The following is a 21,042-nucleotide window of genomic DNA, read 5'->3' as shown; positions in this document are numbered from 1 at the left end:
CTGTCCTGCCGGACATCTCCTCCACAAGGGGGGAGATTGGCTGTCACTGCCGGCTTCGCCACCTTTCGAAGCCGTCCGATGACTTCCAAGGTAATTGAATTGCCCCCTTCGCCGGCCTAGTTCTGCCCCATGACCACATCCGACATCTCAGCCGGCAGCCTCATCCGCGAATGGCGCACGCGGCGGCGCATGAGCCAGCTCGACCTCGCCATGGAGGCCGACATCTCGCAGCGGCATCTTTCCTTCGTCGAAAGCGGCCGCGCCCAGCCGTCGCGCGAGATGGTGCTGCATCTGGCCGAACGGCTTTCGATCCCGCTGCGCCAGCGCAACCAGCTGCTGCTTGCCGCGGGCTTCGCGCCAAGCTTCAGCGAAAGGCCGCTCACCGACGCAACCCTTGCGCCGGCGATGGCCGCTGTCGAGACCGTGCTCAAGGGCCACGAGCCGTTCCCGGCGCTGGCGGTGGACCGGCACTGGAGCCTCGTCATGGCCAATGCCGCGATCGCCCCGTTCCTTGCCGATATTTCCGAACCGTCCCTGCTCGCGCAGCCGGTCAATGTGCTGCGACTGAGCCTCCATCCGGGCGGCGTGGCGCCGCGCATCGTCAATCTGGCGGAGTGGCGGGCACATCTTCTCGAACGCCTGAAGCACCAGAACGACGCGACCGGCGACCCAGTGCTGATCGAGCTGGAGCGCGAGTTGCGCAGCTATCCGTCCGGCCTGAAGAGCAGCCGGCCGGCGCCGGTCGAGCCGAGCGGCATCGTGCATCCGCTGCGGCTCGCGCATGGCGATCAGGTGCTGTCCTTCATCAGCACGATCACCGTGTTCGGAACGCCGCTCGACGTCACGCTGTCGGAGCTGGCGATCGAATCGTTCTTCCCGGTCGACGAGCAGACGCGGGCAGTGCTGGTGCGGCTGGCGAAGGAGCGGGCGGCGGCTTCGTAGCCTACCCCTGCGGCGGTGCGGCCCTGCGTGTGCGCGTGCGTTCCAAGCCCAGTTGCCGCTCGCGCCAGATGATGAAGATGCCGGCAGCAACGACGATAACGCCGCCGACAAGCGTGTTGAGCGAGGTCACATCGCCGAAGGCAAGATAGCCGACAACGACGCCGAGTATCATCGAGGTGTATTCGAAGGGCGCCACGACCGAGGCCTCGGCATGTCGGTAGGCCGCCGTCATCAGGATCTGGCCGAGCCCACCGCAGAAACCGGCCACGACAAGCAGCGCGGCCTGCATCGGCGTCAGCGACTGCCAGCCGAAGGGCAGCGTGAAGAGCGACAGCACCGAGGCCGTCGAGGAGAACCACAGCACGATGGTCGCGGTCCTCTCGGTCTGAACGAGATTGCGCACCAGAAGCATGGCGACGGCGGAGATCGCCGCGGCGATAAGCGCGGCCATGACGCCAAGCAGCTCCTGGTCGTCGAGGCCTTCGCCGGAATTCAAGAGCGTCAGTTCCGGCCAGGAGATGATCAACACGCCGACGAGACCGACGGCGACAGCGCTCCAGCGATAGACGCGGATCGTCTCGCCGAGGAAGATCGATGAGAACACCACGACCAGCAGCGGCTGGGCGTAGTTCAGCGTGATAGCCTCCGGCAGCGGCAGCCTGGTCAGCGCGAAGAAGCCGAGCCCCATCGCGCCGACGCCGACCACGCCGCGCGCGATGTGGTTGAACGGTCGCCTGGTCGTGAATGCGGTGGCCAGCTCTCCCTTGAAGGCCAGGAAGGCGACGATCGGGAAGATGGCGAAGAATGAGCGGAAGAAGACGATCTGCCCGGCGGGCACGTCGCCGGCCGCCTTGATGCAGGTCTGCATGCCAACGAAGACCGTCACCGAGACGATCTTCAGCGTAATGCCGCGCAGCGTGTTGTGGCCGACGGCATGATCGACGGTCATCTTGCCTCGTGAGGATGGTCGAAACGAAGCCGCGAAATAGGCCTTCGCGCAGTTTTGTCGAGTGGCCGTTTCGTGTAAAGAGCGCGCACCTCAATATTCTTGGACCAGCCAAGCCTGCTGGTCGACCTAAATCGACAGGAAAAGCACAAGGAATGCGCACGGATACCGGCCATGTCTTCAAGCTCGAAGACTATCGCCCCAGCGACTATCTCATCCCGAGGACCAGCCTCGGCTTCCGCCTGTCGCCGGACGCGACCCATGTCACCGCGCTGCTCACGATCGAGCGGCGCGAGGGCGTCGCCGCCGCGGCGCCGCTGGTGCTCGATGGCGACGGGCTGACGCTGCTTGGCGTTGCCGTCGACGGGCACACGCTTCCGGCCAGCGACTACGAGGCGACGCCGGACCGGCTGACGATCCTGAAGCCGCCGGCGGGGCAGCGCTTCGAGCTTCGCCTCGAGACCGAGGTCGCGCCGGCGCGCAACGAGGCGCTGATGGGTCTCTATCGCTCCAACAACGTCTATTGCACGCAGTGCGAGGCCGAGGGCTTTCGCCGCATCACCTATTTCCTCGACCGCCCCGACATCCTGTCGGTTTACACCGTGCGCATCGAAGCCCCCCACAACGAGGCGCCGCTGCTGCTTTCCAACGGCAATCCGGTCGAAAGCGGCACGCTCGCCGACGGTTGGCACTATGCCGTCTGGCACGATCCCTTTCCGAAGCCCTGCTATCTGTTCGCGCTGGTGGCGGGCGCGCTCGGCAAGCTGGCGGACAGCTTCACCACCATGTCCGGCCGACACGTCGAGCTCGGCATCTATGTCGAGCCCGGCAAGAAACGGCTTGCCGGCTATGCGATGGACGCGCTGAAACGCTCGATGAAATGGGACGAAGAAGCCTTCGGCCGCGAATACGACCTCGACGTCTTCAACATCGTCGCCGTGTCGGACTTCAACATGGGCGCGATGGAGAACAAGGGCCTCAACGTCTTCAACGACAAATATGTGCTGGCCGACGAGGAGACGGCGACCGACGCCGACTTCGCCAACATCGAGGCGATCATCGCGCATGAATATTTCCACAATTGGACTGGCAACAGAATCACTTGCCGCGACTGGTTCCAGCTCTGCCTGAAGGAAGGGCTGACGGTCTACCGCGACCACGAGTTCTCCGCCGATCAGCGCTCGCGGGCGGTCAAGCGCATCGCCGAGGTGCGCACGCTGCGCGCGCACCAGTTCCCGGAAGACCAGGGGCCGCTGGCGCATCCGGTCAGGCCGCGCCGCTACCGCGAGATCAACAACTTCTACACGGCGACCGTCTACGAGAAGGGCTCGGAAGTGGTGCGGATGATCCGGACCATGCTGGGGCCAGAAACCTTCCGCGCCGGGATGGACCTCTATTTCGAGCGGCATGACGGCGAGGCCGCGACGATCGAGGATTTCCTGAAAGTGTTCGAGGATGTCTCCGGCAGAGACCTCGCGCAATTCGCGCTCTGGTATCATCAGGCCGGCACGCCGAACCTGACGGTCAGGTCCACGCACAACGCCGCGGCCAAGGAGTTCTCGCTGGAGATCGAGCAGTCGGTGCCGCCGACGCCGTCGGAAAGCCGCAAGCGGCTGATGCATATTCCACTGGCCTTCGGCCTTGTCGGCGCCGACGGCAGCCCGGTCGCGTGGACGGCCGTAGAGGGCGCTGCGGTGGATGACGGCCTCATCCATATCCGCAAGCGCCGGCACACGGTCCGCTTCTCCGGCGTTTCGGAGCGGCCTTCGGTGTCACTCAACCGCGGCTTCTCGGCGCCGATCACGATTTCGGTGCAGCAGAAGGCCGACGACCAGTTCTTCCTCGCGGCGCATGACAGCGACGCCTTCTCGCGCTGGCAGGCGTTCAACACGCTGCTGACCGACGCGCTGATCGCGGCCTTCCGCCAGATCCTCGGCGGCAAGCAGCCGGTCTTTGCGGCTCGGCTCGCCGAGCTTGCCGGCAGCATCGCCGGCGACGAGGCGCTGGAGCCGGCCTACCGGGCGCTGGCGCTGGCGCTGCCCGGCGAGGCAGACATCGCCCGCGACATCGGCAAGGGCATCGACCCCGACGCCATCTTCGCCGCGCGCGAGGCGTTGGCGCGGGCGATCGCCGAGGCAAACCGCGAGGCCTTCCTGGCGCTCTATGACGGCCTTGCCGACAAGGGTCCGTTCAGCCCGGACGCGGCGAGCGCGGGGCGCAGGGCGCTGCGCAACATCCTGCTCGACTATCTTTCGCTGCTGCCTGGCGGTGCCGCCCTCGCCGCGCGGCACTTCACTTGCGCCACCAACATGACCGATCGTGCCGCGGCGCTCGCCGTGCTGGCGCACCGCCATTCAGGCACGGCCGAGGCCGACGATGCGCTGACCGCCTTCGAGGCACGCTATCGCGGCGACGCGCTGGTGCTGGACAAGTGGTTCCAGATCCAGGCCGGCGTGCCCGGTGCGAAGACCGTCGAAAAAGTGCGCGAGCTCACGCGTCATCCGGCTTTCTCGATCGCCAATCCGAACCGGGTGCGTTCGCTGATCGGCACCTTTTCCAGCGCCAACCAGACCGGATTCCACCGCGCCGACGGCGAAGGCTACCGCTTCTTCGTCGAGACGGTGCTGGAGGTGGAGAAGCGCAACCCGCAGGTGGCGGCACGGCTGGCGACGGCGCTCAGGTCCTGGCGCTCGCTGGAGCCCGGCCGGCAGGCCAAGGCGAGGCAGGCGCTGCTCGACATGGCAAAGGTTGAGAACCTGTCGGCGGATTTGCGGGATATCGTGGAACGAACGCTGGCGTGATTAGCGATCTCCCCCCTTGTGGGGGAGATGCCCGGCAGGGCAGAGGGGGGCGCGAAGGATCGCGGCTTTTCCTTCTGGCCCGGAGCACAAATCCGACAAGCGCCAGGCAATTGGACAGTTGATATGCCGGCGGGACGGCGCCCCCCTCTGGCCTGCCGGCCATCTCCCCCACGAGGGGGGAGATCGGCAGTTTCGACGAATTTCAATCAATTTTTAATCTTTTTCGCCCGCGCCTCTGGACAAGGCGAATCGCCTTTGATTCTTTAATGGCGATTCGGGCGTGCGGCGTAGCCGGATCATCCAAGTATGCGGCAAATCGGGGAGTGCCATTTATGGCCAAGGCGGACGCGTGGGGCGCGCCCGGAGGGAAGGCGTTTGCACGTCGCAAGGCAAGGAGCGATGGACTTGCCGGCAACACGCGCCTGATCGCCGAACCCACCTATCAGCGGCTGCTTGCTGCCGAACCGCTGCTGCGCAGGTCGATCCCGGCGCTCATCGTCATTTTCCTCATCGTCATCGCGGCGGTGCGCTTCGTGTCGCTGATGAACGAGCATGACGAGATCGAGCGCGACGCCAAGGCGGTGCTGGCGCTTGCCGCGGGACAGATGGCGCAGGCGATCACCGCGGACCCCAACGCGGCCGGCGCCAACGCCGTCGACCTCCTGGAAAACACGAGCCGCCAGGGCGCCATGAGCCGTGCCCACGTGCTCGCCATCACCGACGCTGCCTTCAAGGTCATCGCCGTCTCGCCATTGTCGACGGGCTGGCAGGGCCGGATGCTCGACGGTCTCGTCCTGGGCGGCCAGCCGCTGTTCATGTTCGGCGACCACGCAGGCGTGATGGATGTCAGCATCGGCGGACAGGACTGGTTTGCCGCCGTCAGCCTGACCGGCGACCGCAGACACGCGGCGGCCGTGCTGGTGCCGCAGGAGGCGGTGTTCGACAGCTGGCGCAAGTCGATGTCGCTCAACGTCACGCTGTTCGTGCTGACGGCGGGCGTGCTGATCGTCATCCTCTACGCCTATTTCGGCCAGGCCGCGCGGGCGCAGGCGGCGGACCGCATCTACCTCGAGGCGCATCAGCGCATCGACATGGCGCTGGTGCGCGGCCGCTGCGGGCTGTGGGACTGGGACATGGTGCGCGGCAAGATGTACTGGTCGCGCTCGATGTACGACATGCTGGGCTACGAGCCCTGCGAGGCGATGCTCTCCTTCGGCGAGGTCGATGAGATCATCCATCCCGACGACGGCGACCTGTTCGAGCTCGCCAACCGCATCGTCGAACGCGAGATCGACCATATCGACCAGGTTTTCCGCATGCGCCATGCCGACGGACAATGGGTATGGATGCGGGCCCGGGCCCAGGTGATCGACCCGGAAGCGCCCGAGATCCAATTGATCGGCATCGCAGTCGACGTCACCGAGCAGCGGCATCTGGCGCTGCGCTCGGAAGCGGCCGACATGCGGCTCAGGACCGCGATCGAGAACATCAACGAATCCTTCGTGCTATGGGATGCCGCCGAGCGGCTGATCATGTGCAATTCGAAGTTCCAGAAGGACAACGGGCTATCCGACCGCGATGTCGTGCCCGGCGTTCTTCGCGAGGCGTTGGAGGAACGAATGCTCGCCTTCGCCTCGGAGCGCAGGCTCGCCAATGCCAATGGGCCGCAGGGCGGTGTCAGCTTCGAGCGCCAGCTCGCCGACGGCCGCTGGCTGCAGGTCAACGAGCTCAGGACCCGCGACGGCGGTATCGTCTCGGTCGGCTCCGACATCACCCAGATCAAGCTGCATCAGGAAAAGCTGGTCGACAGCGAACGCCGGCTGATGGCGACGATCCACGATCTCAGCCTCGCCCGCCGCGCCGAGGAGGAACGCGCCAGCGAGCTGGTCGAGCTCAACCGCAAATACATGAAGGAAACCGAGCGCGCCGAGGCCGCCAACCGGGCGAAGTCCGAATTCCTCGCCAACATGTCGCATGAGTTGCGCACGCCGCTCAACGCCATCATCGGCTTCTCCGAATTGATGCAGCAGGGCCTGTTCGGGCCGCTCGGCTCCGAGCGCTACGAGGAATATGCAACCGACATCAACGGCAGCGGCAAATACCTGCTCGGCGTCATCAACGACATACTCGACATGTCGAAGATCGAAGCCGGCCAGTTCTCGCTCGACCGCGAGGAGATCGACCTCTGCCCGCTGATCAAGGAAACGGTGCGGGTGATCTCGCTGCAGGCGGCGGAGAAGTCGATCAATGTCGAGACGCGCATCGCCGACTCGATGCGGGTCTATGCCGACCGGCGCGCGATCAAGCAGATCGCCATCAACCTGCTCTCCAACGCGGTGAAGTTCACCGGACAGGGCGGCAAGATCACGGTCAGGGCACGCAACACTTCAGGAGCGCTGCTGCTCACCATCGAGGACAATGGCTGCGGCATTCCCAAGCCGGCGCTGAGCAAGCTCGGCCGGCCCTTCGAGCAGGTGCAGAACCAGTTCTCCAAGAACCACACCGGCTCGGGCCTTGGGCTCGCCATCTCGCGCTCGCTGGCAGAGCTGCAGGGCGGCGCGCTGAAGATCCGCTCGACCGAAGGTGTCGGCACCATCGTGTCGGTGCGCATTCCATTGAAGAAGGCGCCGGCTTCGGTGAAGGCGGCGGCCTGAATTTCGTTGAAAAATCTGCAACGTTGGCGGGACAGCGCCCCCCTCTGTCCTGCCGGACATCTCCCCCACTTGGGGGGAGATCGGATGTCACGCCGGCTTTCGCCAATTTCCAACGAATGAGCGAGGCGCCGAAGCTGCCAATCTCCCCCCTCGTGGGGGAGATGTCCGGCAGGACAGAGGGGGGCGCCAAGGAATGAGACGCAGTTTAACCGTGTTTCGGCATGCCAGCGCGAAGCAGTAGGTCGAAGTCCCTCCTAGCCTTCCGTGACGTCTCCTTGAGATGCGCTTCCAGCACGCCGAAATCCGGCAGGTCGGTGACAGCCAGAAGCAGATCCGAAAGCCCTGGCGGAACATCGTCGCGCTGGAACTCGCCGGTGAGGCAAAGCCTGATCATCTGGGTCAGCGCCTGATAGAGCCGATAGGCATCGCAAAGCTCTTGCCGCACATCGGCGGCCGCGAAACCGGGGGCCAGCCGCGCCAGCAGGTCCGCCGTCGCCGTTGCCCGCCTCCCCGGTTCAATCGCGCCGGTGATGACGGCGACCTGGGCGATGAATTCCAGATCGATAAGCCCGCCGGGGATCAGCTTGATGTCCCAGAGATCGCGCGGCGGCTTCTCCTTGTCGATCAAGCCTCGCATCTCGGAGGCATCCGCCTTCACCTTGGCGCTGTCGCGCGGCTGCGCCAGCACCGCCGCCACATCGTCATCGAGCTCGGCGCAGAGTTCGCCGTCGCCGCCGATCGCGCGCGCCCTCGCCAGCGCCATGTGCTCCCAGGTCCAGGCGTCCTGACGCTGATATTTCTTGAACGCATCGATATGGGTGGCGACCGGTCCCTTGTTGCCGGAGGGGCGCAGGCGAAGGTCCAGCTCATAAAGCACGCCCTCGGCCGTCGGCGCCGAGACGGCGGCGATCAGACGCTGCGTCATGCGCGTATAGTAATGCGAAGGCGCCAGCGGCTTGTCGCCGTCGGACTCCTCGGCATCCGCGTCATTGTCGTAGAGCAGGATGAGATCGACATCCGAACCCGCGGTGAGCTCGCGGCTGCCGAGTTTGCCCATGCCGAGCAAGGCCACCCTGCCGCCTGCGATCCTGCCGTGGCGCAGCGCGAATTCGGCGATCACGGCGTTCAGCGCCGCCTCGATGGTGAGGTCGGCGAGATCGGAAAAGGCGCGGCCGGCGCGCGCGGGATCGATCGAGCCGGCAAGCAGGCGCACGCCGATCAGGAATTTCTGCTCCGAGGCGAAGATGCGCAGGCGGTCGAGCACATCCTCATAGGCGCGTTCGCCGTCGATGAAGGCGGCAAGCCGCGCCGAGAGATAGGCGCGATCGGGCAGTTCGGTGAGCAGCGCCGGATCGAGCAGGCCGTCGAAGACATGCGGCCGCCGCGTGATGATGGCCGCCAGCCGCGGCGCGGCCCCCATGATGGTCGCCATCAGCTTGAGCAGCGCCGGGTTCGATTGCAGCAGCGAGAAAAGCTGGATGCCCGCCGGCAGACCGGCGAGGAACTCGTCGAAGCGCATCAGCGCCTCGTCGGCGCGCCGCGTCTGGCCGAAGGCTTTGAGCAGCGCCGGGGTGAGTTCGGTCAGCCTCTCGCGGGCCTCCGCCGACTGGGTGACGCGGTAGCGGCCGAAATGCCAGCCGCGGATGACGCGGCAGATGTCGCTCGGCCGCTGGAAGCCCAGCCGATGCAAGGTCTGCAGCGTGTCGGGATCGTCGACGTCGCCGGTGAAGACCAGATTGCCGACGCCGGCCGATAGTTCGGGCGCCGTCTCGAACAGCGCCGCGTAGTGGCGCTCGACCTGCTGCAGCGACGCGCGAAAAGCCTCGGTGAATTCCGCCTCGCCGGCAAAGCCCAGCATCAGCGCGATGCGTTTCAGTTCCTCGTCGCTCTCCGGCAGGATGTGCGTCTGCTCGTCCGCTACCATCTGGATGGCGTGCTCGACACGGCGCAGGAACCAGTATTGCCGCGTGAGCGCATCGCGGGCATCGGCGGTGATCCAGCCGCGCGCGGCGAGCGCGCCAAGCATCGGTACCGTCTCGCGGCCGCGCAGTTCCGGGAAGCGGCCGCCGGCGATGAGCTGCTGGGTCTGGACGAAGAACTCGATCTCGCGGATGCCGCCACGGCCGAGCTTGACGTTGTGGCCCTTCACCGCGATCTCGCCATGGCCCTTGTGGGCATGGATCTGGCGCTTGATCGAATGGACGTCGGCAATCGCCGCATAGTCCATGTATTTGCGCCAGACATAGGGCTGCAATTCCTTGAGAAAGGCTGCGCCCGCGGCAAGGTCGCCGGCAACCGGCCGCGCCTTGATCATGGCGGCCCGCTCCCAATTCTGGCCGCGCGCCTCGTAGTAGCGAAGCGCCGCCTCGACCGGGATCGCCAAAGGCGTCGAGCCGGGATCGGGACGCAGCCTCAGATCGGTGCGGAAGACATAGCCGTGCTCGGTGCGGTCCTGCAGGATGCGCACGAGACGACGGGTGAGCCTGGAGAACAGGTCCGTCGCGTCGAGCGGATCGATGACGGCCGGCGCCTCAGGATCGCAGAAGACGACGAGGTCGATGTCGGAGGAGAAATTCAGCTCATGCGCGCCGAGCTTGCCCATGCCGAGCAGGATCCAGCCCGAATCCCTGGCCGGCTCAACCGGATTCGGCAGCCTGAGCTTGCCTTGCCGGTGCGCGTCGAGCAGCAGGAAATCCACGGCGGCGCATGTGCAGGCATCCGCGAGATCGCTGAGGCGGCGCACCGTCGCCGAGGTCTTCGCCTCGCCGGAGAGATCTGCCAGCGCGATCAGGAAATGCGCTTCGGTCTTCCATTGCCGCAGCGCCATCATCAGGCTCGATTCCGATGCATCGTCGGCCGTGGCCGCACCGCTGATCGCCTCGCCGATGGCGCCGAGCCGCGCTTCGATCGGCTCGTCGAGCAGCGTGTCGAGAATTGCCGGCCGGCGGCGCGCCACATCGCGCAGAAAGGGCGAGAGGTCGAAGACGGCGGCCAGCAGGTCCTGCGGCGGTCCCTCGCTTGCCAGGAATGCGGCAAGACGCGAAAGCCCTTCCTCCTCGGCCGCATCGGCGATTTCCGAGAGTTCGCGCCGGGCACGGTCCGGGTCCAGGGGATGGAGCGCCAGTGCCGGGCTAAGCCGCCATTCGGATTCGACTTGTCTCTTCGCCATTGGCCTCGCCGTCAATGCGTCTCCCGTAACGGGAAACTCATGACCACGGACAATCCGGGATTGGCGGGCAAAAGATCAAGCCTGCCGTTGTGGAAAGTCATGATTGCCTTGGCGAGGCTGAGGCCCAGGCCCGAGCCTGGTTGCGAGCGGCTCTTTTCCAGACGAACGAAACGCTCGGTGGCCCGGGCGCGATCGGCGTCGTCCGGAATGCCGTGGCCATTGTCGGTGACGGCAAGCTTGATCTCGCTTCTCACGCGCTCCAGAGCCACCCGCACTTTCGGCGTCTCGGCGGCGTCGGTCGAGTATTTGATTGCGTTATCGACGATGTTGGACAGTGCCTGGCCGATCAGCTCGCGGTTGCCGTTGATGGTGAAGGCCTCGGGCACGGTCGCTTCCAGCACGACGCCGGCTTCCTCCGCCACCGGCTCGTAGAGCTCGACGACGTCGCTCACCGTGGCGGCGAGATCGACGGGACCGGTCTGTTCCGAGGAATAGCCTGCCTCCAGGCGCGAGATCATCAGGATGGCGTTGAATGTCTTGATAAGCTGGTCGGACTCCGCGATCGTGCCTTCCAGCGCCTGGCGGTAGTCTTCGGTCTTGTGCTTGCCGGCGAGCGTCGCCTCGGCGCGGTTGCGCAGCCTGGTGAGCGGCGTCTTCAGGTCATGGGCGATGTTGTCGGAGACCTGCTTCAGGCCCTCGTTCAACATGGCGATCCTGGCCAGCATCGAGTTGAGGTTTGCCGACAGGCGGTCGAATTCGTCGCCGGCGCCGGTGACCGGCAGCCGTCCGGACAAATCGCCGCCCATGATGCGACGGCTTGCATCCGAGACGCTGTCGATGCGCTTCAGCGCGGCGCGCCCGACAAAGAACCAGATCAGGAGCCCGCCGAGCCCCATCATGCCCAGCGCCAGCGTCAGCGCGCGGCTGATGACGGCGCGGAAGCGCTCGGGCTCGCCGAGGTCGCGGCCAACCAGCATGATCATCTGGTTGGGCAGCCTCAGCACCAGCGCGATCGCGTTGTGGCCCTTTTCCCCCTGGGACTGGGGAGAGTTGCCGTCATTGGCCGGAGGCGCGGGCTGGTCCGTGTTGCCGGAGCGCAGGCGATCAAGCTCGCCCTCGCCGAAGCGCTGGTAGGAAAACGGCTGCGTCGTCCAGCCCTCGGTCTCGATGACCCCAGGCTCCAGGCTCTGCACGTTGCCGGTCAGGATCTGGCCGTTGGCGTCGGCGATCAGATAGAGATTGGCGCCTGGCTGGCGCGAACGGGCCTCGACGACGCGCACCAGAACCGGCAGGCCGCCGCGCTGGTAGGCGCGAGCCAGGCCCAGCACCTCGTCATTGATGGTCTCCTGCGTCTGAGCGGTCAGCATGCGCGCCGACAGCGAGGTCATGTAGAAGACCAGCAGCACCGCGCAGAGCGCGAAAAGCAGAAGATAAAGCGCCGAAAGCCGGGCCGCCGTCGTCTTCATGATGGCCGGCAGGGACAGAGCCATTTGCTCCTAGATCCCTTGTTGCAGCATGATCTTCTCCGAAAACCGGTTCCCACTTTTTGCGTTCGCTGACCTTCGGTTCGGGATCATGCTCTACCCGCCCTTCAGCATGTAGCCGGCGCCGCGGATCGTGTGCAGGATCGGCTTGTCGAAGCCTTTCTCGATCTTGCCGCGCAGGCGCGAGACATGGACGTCGATGACGTTGGTCTGCGGATCGAAATGATAGTCCCAGACATTTTCCAGAAGCATGGTGCGCGTCACCACCTGGCCGGCGTGGCGCATCAGATATTCGAGCAGGCGGAACTCGCGCGGCTGCAGCGTGATCTCGCGCCCGGCGCGCTTGACCGAATGCGACAGCCGGTCGAGCTCCAGGTCGCCGACCCGGTAGACGGTCTCGGACTCGCGCGCGCCGGCGCGGCGGTTCAGCACCTCGACGCGGGCGAGCAATTCGGAAAAGGCGTAGGGCTTGGTGAGATAATCGTCGCCGCCGGCGCGCAGCCCGGTGACGCGGTCGTCGACCTCGCCCAGAGCGGAAAGGATCAGCACCGGCGTGGTGTTGCCACGCGAGCGAAGGGCTGCGATCACCGACAGGCCGTCGCGGCGCGGCATGAGGCGGTCGACCACCATCACGTCATAGTCGCCGGCATCGGCAAGCGCGAAGCCGGTCTCGCCGTCGCCGGCGACATGGGCGGTGTGGCCGGCCTCGGCAAAGGCTTTCTGCAAGTAGTCCGCTGCCTCGCGATCGTCTTCCATGACGAGAATCTTCATGGAGCCGTTATACGCGATTTCACTGGAAGTTTGAGGGGCAGCCATGGCTCCTGCCTTCATGTTAAAGCGGCAGCGGGTGATGGGAAACCCGCTGCCGCCAGGAGCGAAACACGGTGACTGACTTGCGTGCTCGGCCCCATGTTTTCCCGGTGGCGGCTCGGGGGTGTTGATACCGCCACAGGGAAAAGTCGAAAGTCTTTAGTGACGCATGATCCTTTCCGAAAACCATGCGGTTTTCGGGGGCATGCGCAATCAGCCCTTGCCGACCGGCAGCGCGACAAAGCGATTGCTGTCGTCGCGGGTGATCTGCATCAGGACCGCCTTGCGGCCGGCCTTGGCCGCATCCGTCATCGCCTTTGAGACGTCGTCGGTGGTGTTCACGTCATTCGAGTTGATCGAGGTGATGACGTCGCCCGGCTGGATGCCGCGGTCGGCCGCGTCGCTGTCGGGATCGACGTCGGTGACCACGAGGCCCTTGCCGTTTTCCGACTTGGTGACCGTCAGGCCGAGATCGGCAAGCGTGTCGGCCTTGGCCGCGGGCGCCGACTGCTTGTTGTCGTCGTTAGAGGCCTGCTTGTCGCTTGCGGGCAGCGTGCCGAGATCGACCTTGACCGTCTCGTCCTTGCCGTTGCGCCAGACGGTGACATCGACCGATTTGCCCGGCGCAAATGCACCGATCATGCGGGCGAGTTCCTTCGGCGAGGCGACATCCTTGCCGTCGACCTGGGTGATGACGTCGCCGGCGACGATGCCGGCCTTCTTGCCCGGACCGGCGTCCTGGGCGCTCGAGACCAGCGCGCCCTTGTCCGACTTCAGGCCGAGCGACTCGGCGATGTCGGAGGTGACCGGCTGGATCTCGACGCCGAGCCAGCCGCGCTGGACCGAGCCGCTCTTCATCAGGTCCTGGACGACCTGCTTGGCGGTCGAGGCCGGGATGTCGAAGGCAATGCCGACGCTGCCGCCCGACGGCGAGAAGATGGCGGTGTTGATGCCGATCACCTGGCCGTTGAGGTTGAAGGTCGGGCCGCCCGAATTGCCGCGGTTGACCGAAGCGTCGATCTGGATGAAGTCGTCATAGGGGCCGGCGCCGATGTCGCGGCCGCGAGCCGAGACGATGCCGGCCGTGACGGTGCCGCCGAGGCCGAACGGATTGCCGACGGCCACTACCCAGTCGCCGATGCGGACCTTGGAATCGTCGGCGAAGTCGACATAGGTGAACTTGTTGGCGCCGCCATCGACCTTGAGCACGGCGAGATCGGTGCGCGAATCGGTGCCGATCAGCTTGGCGTCGAGCTCCTTGCCGTCATTGGTGACGACCGTGAAGTTCGAGCCTTCCGAAACCACGTGGTTGTTGGTGACGAGGTAGCCGTCCTCGGAGATGAAGAAGCCCGAGCCCTGCGCGACTGGGCGCGGCTCGCCATTGCCATGGTCGCGGTGGTTGAAGCGGCGCATGCGGAACTGGCCGCCCTGGCCCTGGTCGCCGAAGCCGCGGAATTCCTTGAAGAAGCGGCGCAGCTGCGGATTGTCGGGCAGGTTGTCGAAGCCGTCCTGATCGTCGGAGCCGTCGTCGGCCGTCGGCTGGACCTTGGCCTTGACCTTGACGCTGACGACCGCCGGCGAAACATGCTCGACGACATCGGCGAAGCTCGGCATCTGCGGGGCATCCACGCGCACGGCATCGGCCAGCACGGGGGCGGTGCCGGTTGCGAGCGCGCCGGCGCCAACCGCACCGATAACAGCCAGCGAAGCGACGGCCGCCATCAGGCGCTTTCGGGTGCTGGAAAATGAATGGCGGGCGTTATTCATGGAGTTTCTTATCCTCTATCGACGTGGATGCGCTCAGGCGAAGCATCCTCGGGCAAGAGGATTAGAGAGCCGCACATTACGGCGCCATTTCCGGCACATGAAAATTTTGTAATGTTGGGGATCGACGACGATGGCTATAGGCAGGCCGCGCTCGAAGGCTTGGCAGAAGCACCCGACTTCGTCATTCCAGGGCGAAGCAGGAGCGAAGCGACACGCGCAGACCATAGAATGACGATCCGAAAGCGGTCGCAGCCAATCATCAAGTTCGGCGATGCGCTAATCGCTAAGCATCTTGTCCAGCGCGGCCTGTTCCTCGGCTGAAAGCGTGGTCGATACCGGGCGGCGCGAACGGGCGCTGAGCACGATGAAGATGCCGCCGGCCAGCAGCAGCAACACCGGCGTGCCCCACAGAAGCGCGTTGCGCAGGCTGAAGCGCGGCTTGAGCAGCACGAACTCGCCATAGCGCGAGACGATGTAGTCCATCACCTGCTGGTCGGTCTCGCCGGCAACGAGGCGCTGGCGCACCAGGATGCGCAGGTCTCGGGCAAGGTCGGCATCGGATTCGTCGATCGACTGGTTCTGGCAGACCATGCAGCGCAGGCCTTCCGAAAGCGCACGCGCCCTCGCCTCCAATGCCGGATCCCGCAACACCTCGTCGGGCTTCACCGCCTGTGCCGCGCCGGCAAAGACCAGAGCCAGCAGCAGAACCAGCGAGGCTAGTGAAAATCTCGCCCTCATGTCGGGCTCGCCAACGCGGCGGCCGGCTTGCGCCGCTTTGCCGGCGCGCCGACGCGCAGGCGGCGGTCGAGCAGCGACATGGCCGCGCCCGCCATCATCACAAGGCCGCCGCCCCAGATCAGCGTCACCAGCGGCTTCCACCACAGGCGCACGACGACGGAGCCATCTTTGTTCTCGTCGCCGAGCGACAGATAAAGCTGGCTCAAGCCCAGCGTCCTGATGCCGGACTCGGTCGTGACCGTCTGGCGGACCGGATAGAAGCGCTTGGCCGAGGTGATCTCGCCATCTTCGTTGCCGTCCGAGATCAGCAGGAAGCGGCCGCGATCCTCGGTGAAGTTCGGACCTTTGCTCGGGGAAAGCCCTTCGAAGCGCAGCGTGTGGCCGGACAACTCCACCGTCTCGCCGGGCCGCATGGTGAGGATTTTTTCAGTGCCGAAGCAAAGCGTGCCGACGATGCCGAGCAAGGTCAGCCCGAGCCCGAGATGGGCGAGCGCGGTGCCGAAGACCGAGCGCGGCAGCCCGGCAAAGCGCCTCAGCACGATGGCCGGCGCCACCGCGCCGAAACCGGATTTGGCGGCAAGATCGGTCAGCGCGCCGGCGACCAGCCAGACAGCGAGGCCGACGCCAAGTGCTGCGAACACCGAGGCTCCATCGATGAACAGGCCGGTGACGAGTATGGCGGCTATCGCCAGGGCGAAGGCCGCCATCAGGCGCTGCGAGGCGGCGATGACGTCGCCGCGTTTCCAGGAAAGCAACGGCCCGAACGGTACGATCGCCAAGAGCGGCAGCATCAGCGGGCCGAAGGTCAGGTCGAAGAAGGGCGCGCCGACCGAGATCTTGCCGCCGGTCAGCGCTTCGAGCGCCAGCGGGTAGAGCGTGCCGACAAGCACCGTCGCGGTCGCCGTGGTTAGGAACAGATTGTTCAGCACCAGCGCGCCCTCGCGCGAGATCGGGTGGAACAGGCCGCCGGCGGTCAGCCGCGAGGCGCGCAGCGCAAACAGCGCCAGCGAGCCGCCGATGAACAATGTCAAAATGCACAGGATGAAGACGCCGCGCGCCGGATCGGTGGCGAAGGCATGCACCGAGGTCAGCACGCCGGAGCGCACCAAGAAAGTTCCGAGCAGCGACAGCGAGAAGGTGAGGATGGCGAGCAGCAGCGTCCAGATCTTCAGCGCCGAGCGCTTCTCCATGACGATCGCCGAATGGAGCAGCGCGGTGCCGGCGAGCCAGGGCATGAAGGAGGCATTTTCGACCGGGTCCCAGAACCAGAAGCCGCCCCAGCCGAGCTCGTAATAGGCCCAGTAGGAACCCATGGCGATGCCGCCGGTCAAAAACATCCAGGCGACCAGCGTCCATGGCCGCACCCAGCGCGCCCAGGAGGCGTCGATGCGGCCCTCGATCAGCGCCGCGACCGAGAACGAGAAGCAGATCGAGAAGCCGACATAGCCGAGATAGAGCATCGGCGGATGGACGGCGAGGCCGAGGTCCTGCAGGATCGGGTTGAGGTCGCGGCCCTCGATCGGCGCCGGGTTCAGTCGGGTGAACGGATTGGAGGTCGCCAGGATGAACAGGAAGAAGGCGGCGCCGATCATGCCCTGCACGGCCAGCACATTGGCCTTGAGCGTCGCCGGCAAATTGTTGCCGAAGACGGCGATGAGCGCGCCGAAGAAGGTCAGGATCAGCACCCAGAGCAGCATCGAGCCTTCGTGGTTGCCCCAGGTGCCGGTGATCTTGTAGATCATCGGCTGCAGCGAATGGGAGTTCTCCCAGACGCTCGCCACTGAGAAGTCGGAGCCGGCATAGGCGCTTGCAAGCGCGGCGAAGGACAGCGCGGTGAGCGCGAAGCCGGTGACCGTGACCGGGCCGCCGACCGCCATCAGCCGCTGATTGCCGGTGCGGGCGCCGACGAGCGGCACCAGCATCTGCACCAGCGACAGTGCGAAGGCCAGCACGAGCGCGAAATGTCCGGTCTCAACCAAAAGTCACCTGTTCCCGCAGGTTCTTGTCGCAAAACCGCTTGGCACTTTTGCGGAACCTGCTCATCAGTTCGTGCTTTCCTGCCAGACGCCCTTGGCCTTCAGGCCGTCGGCGACTTCCTTGGGCATATAGCGCTCGTCATGCTTGGCCAAAACGCTGTCGGCGACGAACACGCCGTCGGGACCGAAAGCGCCCTCGGTGATGACGCCCTGTTCCTCGCGGAACAGATCGGGCAGGATGCCGGTATAGGTGACCTTGACCGATTTCTGCTTGTCGGTGACCGAGAAGGCGACAGTGGCGCCCTGGCCGCGCACGATGGTGCCCTTCTCGACTAGACCGCCGAGGCGGATGCGCTGTCCGGGCGGAACGCTGGCGGCAGCGAGATCGGCCGGCATATAGAAATAGGACGCCTTCTGACCAAGCGCATAGAAGGTGAGGCCGGCTGCGGCGGCGAGGAAAGCCAACCCTGCCAGGATCACCGACAATCGCTTCTGCTTGCGCGTCATTGCCTTTACTCCGTCGCCGTCACGCCGAGCGAGGCGGCGAAGGCAGTGAATTTCTTCGCTTGTTCGCTGTCCGCCCCAAAGGCGGCGACAGCGCGGCCGAGCGCTTCGCGCGCCTGGTCTGCCTTGCCGAGCACGATATAGGAACGAATGAGGCGCATCCATCCTTCCTCGTCGCGGGGATTCTGCTTCAGGCGATCGTCCAGGCCAGCGACCATGGTCTCGATCATCGCCTGCCGGTCCTGCGGCGACATTTGCTGTGCCGCTTCCATCTGTTGCGCGTCCGGACCATTGGCCGGCGCGCCGGTCGCGACGGCCGGCTCGCCCGCCTCGGCGAGCGCCTGCTGGACGGCGTTGCGCCAGGGCGAATCCGGCGCGAGCTGGCCGAGCATGTTTTGCCAGGCGGCGACGGCCTCGGCCTTCCTGCCTTCCTGGGCGAGGCCGACCGCCAGGTAGAAATTCGCCTTGGCGTTGTCCGGATCGAGTTTCAGAGCCGCCTCGAAGGCATTTTGGGCGTCGGCCGAAACGATCCCGCCGGCGGCGCTGGCAATCGCCTCGCCCAAGCCTGCCTGGCGCACCGCGCTGTCGCCGTCGAGGCGGATGGCGTTGCGATAGGCGGTCACCGCGTCAGGAAAGCGCTGCAGGCGAAGATAGATCGGCGCCAGCACGTCCCAGCCCTTGCCGTCCGACGGATTGGCGGCAAGGTGCGCTTCGGCGCGGGCGACCAGTTCATCGACCGAGGAATCGGCAGGGCTCTTGGCGAGACGCTCGGCCAGCGGCTGCGAGGGCAGATCGGGAGAGCCGAGCACGCCGTAAAGCCCCCAGCTCAGGAGCGGCACAGCGAGCACCGCCACGCTGGCGACCAATCTGGCTCCGCGCGAGGGGCCGGAAATGGCGGAGTCCTGTCGCTCAGCGGCGCCGAGACGCAGGATGCGGCGGCCGATCTCGGCGCGCGCCTCTTCGGCCTCGCCCGGCTGGATGAGGCCGCGCGCCATGTCGCGGTCGAGCTCGGAAAGCTGGTCGCGATAGACCTCAAGGTCGTGATCGCCAGCCGCCGACGCGCCCTTCATGCTGCCGGTAAGCGGCAACAGCACCGCCAGGCTGGCGCCCAGCGTGAGAATAGCGGCTATGACCCAGAACAGCATGGTTCTTCCAATAAAGGCAGAGCCTTGCCCTGCCAACACGGACGTACTGCGACGCTTTGACGGCGGACGCGCCGCCCGGCCTTGATCGATATCAATCGGGCCGATTTATCAGGTCAGCGGCGTCCAGCTGCCGTCGGCATTGCGGCAGGCGGTGCCACGCGCGGTAACGCCCGCGCCGCCGGCGTAGACGGTGTGGGTGTACTGGCGGCAATCCTGCGAGCCGACCCGGTAAGGCTGGGCGGCGACGACTTCGCCATAATGCGAGGAGTTGTCGCTCTTCCACGTCACCTTCTGGCCGCTGGTGTTGTATTCCAGCGCCTTGTATTCCGCCTCGAGTCCCTTGCGCTTTTCGGCGTCGCTCAGGCCCGAGCCGATCGATCCGCCGATAAGCCCGCCATTCATGGCCGATACGATGCTGGTCGACACCTTGCCGCCGGCGGGCGGCGTGGACACAGGCGTGACCGGAGAGGTCGGACCGCCCCTGCTCAGCGTCGTGCAGCCGGAAACGGCGAGCAGGGCGGAGACGAGCGCGACGCGGATCTTCATGCCAACAACCGGTTCTCTTGAGCGGAATGAGCTTCTTGAGCGAATGCACGTCTTGAATGAGATGGATTGGGAACCGCGCTGTCGGGGAGGACGGTGAGCCCATAGGGTTGATATTTGTCGGAAATTTGGCCGTCAGCCGCCACACGCAAATCCATAAGAAACATCATTGAAGGCTCCGCAGTCTCACCAGCGCCCTCAAGCCGCCCATGCCGGACCGCTCCAGCGCCAGCGAGCCTCCATACTCGTTGACGAGGTCGGCGACAATGGCCAGTCCGAGCCCTGTTCCCGGCTTCGTCTCGTCGAGCCTCTTGCCACGCTTCAGCACGTCTCGCGCGCTGTCCTCGGGAATGCCCGGGCCATCATCTTCTATAACGATTTCGAACTGGTTGCTCATTCCCGGCGAGAGCGCGACCGAAACGGCAACGGCGCTCTTGGCCCACTTCATCGCATTGTCGAGCAGATTGCCGAGCAGTTCCTCCAGGTCCTCGCGCTCGCCGGCAAAGACGATCTCCGCCGATGGCAGCGACAGCGTCAGCCTCGTTTGCGGGTTGAGTTTCCGCAGCACGCGCACCAGGCGCTCGACCAGCGGCGAAACCGGGGTACGGAAGACGACGCTGTCGCGCTGCGCGGCGACGCGGGCACGCTGCAGATAGTGGTCGACCTGCTTCTGCATTGAGGCGGCCTGGTCGGCGATCAACTGGCCCTTGACGCCGCCAAGCGCGCGGCCCTCATTCATCAGCACGGCAAGCGGCGTCTTCAGCGAGTGAGCCAGGTTGCCGACCTGGGTGCGCGAACGCTCGACGATGCGTCTGTTGTTCTCGATAAGCGCATTGGTTTCGCTGGCCAGAGGCTCGATCTCGGCCGGGAAGCTGCCGTCGAGCCGCTGCGCGGTGCCTTCGCGCACCATGGCGAGCGCATTGCGGACCCTGCGCAAGGGCTGGAGACCCAAGAGGATGGCGATGGCGTTGATGGCGATCATGCCGGCGCCGAACAGCGAGAGATAGGTGAGCAGGCGGCGCTGGAAGCTTGCGATCTCCTGCTCCAGCTCGCTGTGGTTGCCCATGACCCGGAACCGGGCAGCTCGATTCTTGGCGTCCAGAACGAACTCGCTCTCGAAAACCTGGAGCTGCTCGCCCTTGATGCCTTCCATCGAGTAGCTGCGCTGGAAGTTGGCGTTGAAGGGCACTTCCACGACGCTCGGCGACAGAATCGAGGTGGTCATCGAAGAGGAATGGAGTTCGCCATGCACGCCTTCGGAGGCAGGCTCGACAGACCAGTACCAGCCGGAATTGGGCTGGGAAAAGCGCAGGTCGCCGAGGTCGGGCGAGCCGGTCAGCGCGCCGTTGTCGGAGATGCCGACGGAGCCGATCAGGTTGAACAGATGCGCCGACAGCAGGCTGTCGAAACCGCGCTCACTGGCCTGGCGGTAGAGCGTGGTGATGAGGGTGAAGATGACCACAAGCGTCAGGATCGCCCAGATGGTCGAAAAGCCGATGACGCGAAAGGTCAGCGAGCGCGGCCAGCGCCGCAGCCTCGAAAGCCGCGTGCTCATGGTTGGCT

Annotated in this window: 15 protein-coding genes; 3 read left to right on the top strand and 12 right to left on the bottom strand. The window is 65.5% G+C overall.

What is annotated here, in order from left to right; translation table 11 throughout:
- The first annotated feature begins 129 nt into the window (after positions 1-129).
- The gene (locus F3H96_RS24385; protein ID WP_149804236.1) at positions 130-942 is read left to right on the top strand and encodes a helix-turn-helix transcriptional regulator; all 813 of its coding nucleotides are present in this window, start codon (positions 130-132) and stop codon (positions 940-942) included.
- A gap of 1 nt (position 943) precedes the next feature.
- On the opposite strand, the gene F3H96_RS24380 is transcribed toward F3H96_RS24385, so the two are convergent.
- Complete coding sequence (locus F3H96_RS24380; RefSeq protein WP_149804235.1) at positions 944-1,891, bottom strand: DMT family transporter; 948 nt, start codon at positions 1,889-1,891, stop codon at positions 944-946.
- A gap of 152 nt (positions 1,892-2,043) precedes the next feature.
- On the opposite strand from F3H96_RS24380, the gene pepN reads away from it, so the two are divergent.
- The gene (gene pepN, locus F3H96_RS24375; RefSeq protein WP_149804234.1) at positions 2,044-4,689 is read left to right on the top strand and encodes an aminopeptidase N; all 2,646 of its coding nucleotides are present in this window, start codon (positions 2,044-2,046) and stop codon (positions 4,687-4,689) included.
- A 332-nt stretch (positions 4,690-5,021) separates the two neighbouring features.
- On the top strand, positions 5,022-7,343 hold the full coding sequence (locus F3H96_RS24365) for a PAS domain-containing sensor histidine kinase (RefSeq protein ID WP_149804233.1): 2,322 nt from the start codon (positions 5,022-5,024) through the stop codon (positions 7,341-7,343).
- Positions 7,344-7,548: 205 nt separating this feature from the next.
- On the opposite strand, the gene F3H96_RS24355 is transcribed toward F3H96_RS24365, so the two are convergent.
- From F3H96_RS24355 to F3H96_RS24310, 11 genes are all read right to left on the bottom strand, one after another.
- Positions 7,549-10,512 carry a bifunctional [glutamine synthetase] adenylyltransferase/[glutamine synthetase]-adenylyl-L-tyrosine phosphorylase gene (locus tag F3H96_RS24355; RefSeq protein WP_149804232.1) on the bottom strand — a complete coding sequence of 988 codons (2,964 nt, stop codon included), beginning with the start codon at positions 10,510-10,512 and terminating at the stop codon, positions 7,549-7,551.
- A gap of 11 nt (positions 10,513-10,523) precedes the next feature.
- Positions 10,524-12,002 (bottom strand): HAMP domain-containing sensor histidine kinase, encoded by a 1,479-nt coding sequence (locus tag F3H96_RS24350; protein ID WP_149804231.1) that lies wholly within the window; start codon positions 12,000-12,002, stop codon positions 10,524-10,526.
- A 90-nt stretch (positions 12,003-12,092) separates the two neighbouring features.
- Complete coding sequence (locus F3H96_RS24345; protein WP_042642042.1) at positions 12,093-12,767, bottom strand: response regulator transcription factor; 675 nt, start codon at positions 12,765-12,767, stop codon at positions 12,093-12,095.
- A gap of 252 nt (positions 12,768-13,019) precedes the next feature.
- Positions 13,020-14,573 carry a Do family serine endopeptidase gene (locus F3H96_RS24340; protein ID WP_149804230.1) on the bottom strand — a complete coding sequence of 518 codons (1,554 nt, stop codon included), beginning with the start codon at positions 14,571-14,573 and terminating at the stop codon, positions 13,020-13,022.
- A gap of 276 nt (positions 14,574-14,849) precedes the next feature.
- Positions 14,850-15,311 carry a cytochrome c-type biogenesis protein gene (locus F3H96_RS24335; protein ID WP_149804229.1) on the bottom strand — a complete coding sequence of 154 codons (462 nt, stop codon included), beginning with the start codon at positions 15,309-15,311 and terminating at the stop codon, positions 14,850-14,852.
- Entirely contained in the window at positions 15,308-17,290 is a 1,983-nt protein-coding gene (locus F3H96_RS24330; RefSeq protein WP_149804228.1) for a heme lyase CcmF/NrfE family subunit, read from the bottom strand. Before F3H96_RS24330 ends, F3H96_RS24335 begins: the two co-directional genes overlap by 4 nt.
- A gap of 63 nt (positions 17,291-17,353) precedes the next feature.
- Entirely contained in the window at positions 17,354-17,794 is a 441-nt protein-coding gene (gene ccmE, locus F3H96_RS24325) for a cytochrome c maturation protein CcmE (protein ID WP_149804227.1), read from the bottom strand.
- A gap of 5 nt (positions 17,795-17,799) precedes the next feature.
- Positions 17,800-18,936 carry a c-type cytochrome biogenesis protein CcmI gene (gene ccmI, locus F3H96_RS24320; protein WP_149804226.1) on the bottom strand — a complete coding sequence of 379 codons (1,137 nt, stop codon included), beginning with the start codon at positions 18,934-18,936 and terminating at the stop codon, positions 17,800-17,802.
- Positions 18,937-19,044: 108 nt separating this feature from the next.
- A complete protein-coding gene (locus tag F3H96_RS24315) occupies positions 19,045-19,482 on the bottom strand; it encodes a hypothetical protein (protein WP_149804225.1) in 438 nt (145 codons plus the stop codon).
- Positions 19,479-19,649, bottom strand: a complete 171-nt coding sequence (locus F3H96_RS30665) for a hypothetical protein (protein WP_188131513.1) — start codon at positions 19,647-19,649, stop codon at positions 19,479-19,481. The genes F3H96_RS24315 and F3H96_RS30665 overlap by 4 nt, the downstream gene beginning before the upstream one ends.
- Positions 19,646-21,034 (bottom strand): ATP-binding protein, encoded by a 1,389-nt coding sequence (locus F3H96_RS24310; protein WP_188131512.1) that lies wholly within the window; start codon positions 21,032-21,034, stop codon positions 19,646-19,648. Before F3H96_RS24310 ends, F3H96_RS30665 begins: the two co-directional genes overlap by 4 nt.
- Positions 21,035-21,042: the final 8 nt, after the last annotated feature.

This window comes from Mesorhizobium sp. NFR06 (genome assembly GCF_900115245.1).
Classification (GTDB): domain Bacteria; phylum Pseudomonadota; class Alphaproteobacteria; order Rhizobiales; family Rhizobiaceae; genus Mesorhizobium.
This window is presented reverse-complemented; position numbering and strand designations above follow the sequence as displayed.

Coding starts and splice junctions, on each gene's coding strand:
- F3H96_RS24385 (WP_149804236.1), top strand. CDS start 130: ATGACCACATCCGACATCTCAGCCGGCAGCCTCATCCGCGAATGGCGC.
- F3H96_RS24380 (WP_149804235.1), bottom strand. CDS start 1,891: ATGACCGTCGATCATGCCGTCGGCCACAACACGCTGCGCGGCATTACG.
- pepN (WP_149804234.1), top strand. CDS start 2,044: ATGCGCACGGATACCGGCCATGTCTTCAAGCTCGAAGACTATCGCCCC.
- F3H96_RS24365 (WP_149804233.1), top strand. CDS start 5,022: ATGGCCAAGGCGGACGCGTGGGGCGCGCCCGGAGGGAAGGCGTTTGCA.
- F3H96_RS24355 (WP_149804232.1), bottom strand. CDS start 10,512: ATGGCGAAGAGACAAGTCGAATCCGAATGGCGGCTTAGCCCGGCACTG.
- F3H96_RS24350 (WP_149804231.1), bottom strand. CDS start 12,002: ATGGCTCTGTCCCTGCCGGCCATCATGAAGACGACGGCGGCCCGGCTT.
- F3H96_RS24345 (WP_042642042.1), bottom strand. CDS start 12,767: ATGAAGATTCTCGTCATGGAAGACGATCGCGAGGCAGCGGACTACTTG.
- F3H96_RS24340 (WP_149804230.1), bottom strand. CDS start 14,573: ATGAATAACGCCCGCCATTCATTTTCCAGCACCCGAAAGCGCCTGATG.
- F3H96_RS24335 (WP_149804229.1), bottom strand. CDS start 15,311: ATGAGGGCGAGATTTTCACTAGCCTCGCTGGTTCTGCTGCTGGCTCTG.
- ccmE (WP_149804227.1), bottom strand. CDS start 17,794: ATGACGCGCAAGCAGAAGCGATTGTCGGTGATCCTGGCAGGGTTGGCT.
- ccmI (WP_149804226.1), bottom strand. CDS start 18,936: ATGCTGTTCTGGGTCATAGCCGCTATTCTCACGCTGGGCGCCAGCCTG.
- F3H96_RS24315 (WP_149804225.1), bottom strand. CDS start 19,482: ATGAAGATCCGCGTCGCGCTCGTCTCCGCCCTGCTCGCCGTTTCCGGC.
- F3H96_RS30665 (WP_188131513.1), bottom strand. CDS start 19,649: ATGATGTTTCTTATGGATTTGCGTGTGGCGGCTGACGGCCAAATTTCC.
- F3H96_RS24310 (WP_188131512.1), bottom strand. CDS start 21,034: ATGAGCACGCGGCTTTCGAGGCTGCGGCGCTGGCCGCGCTCGCTGACC.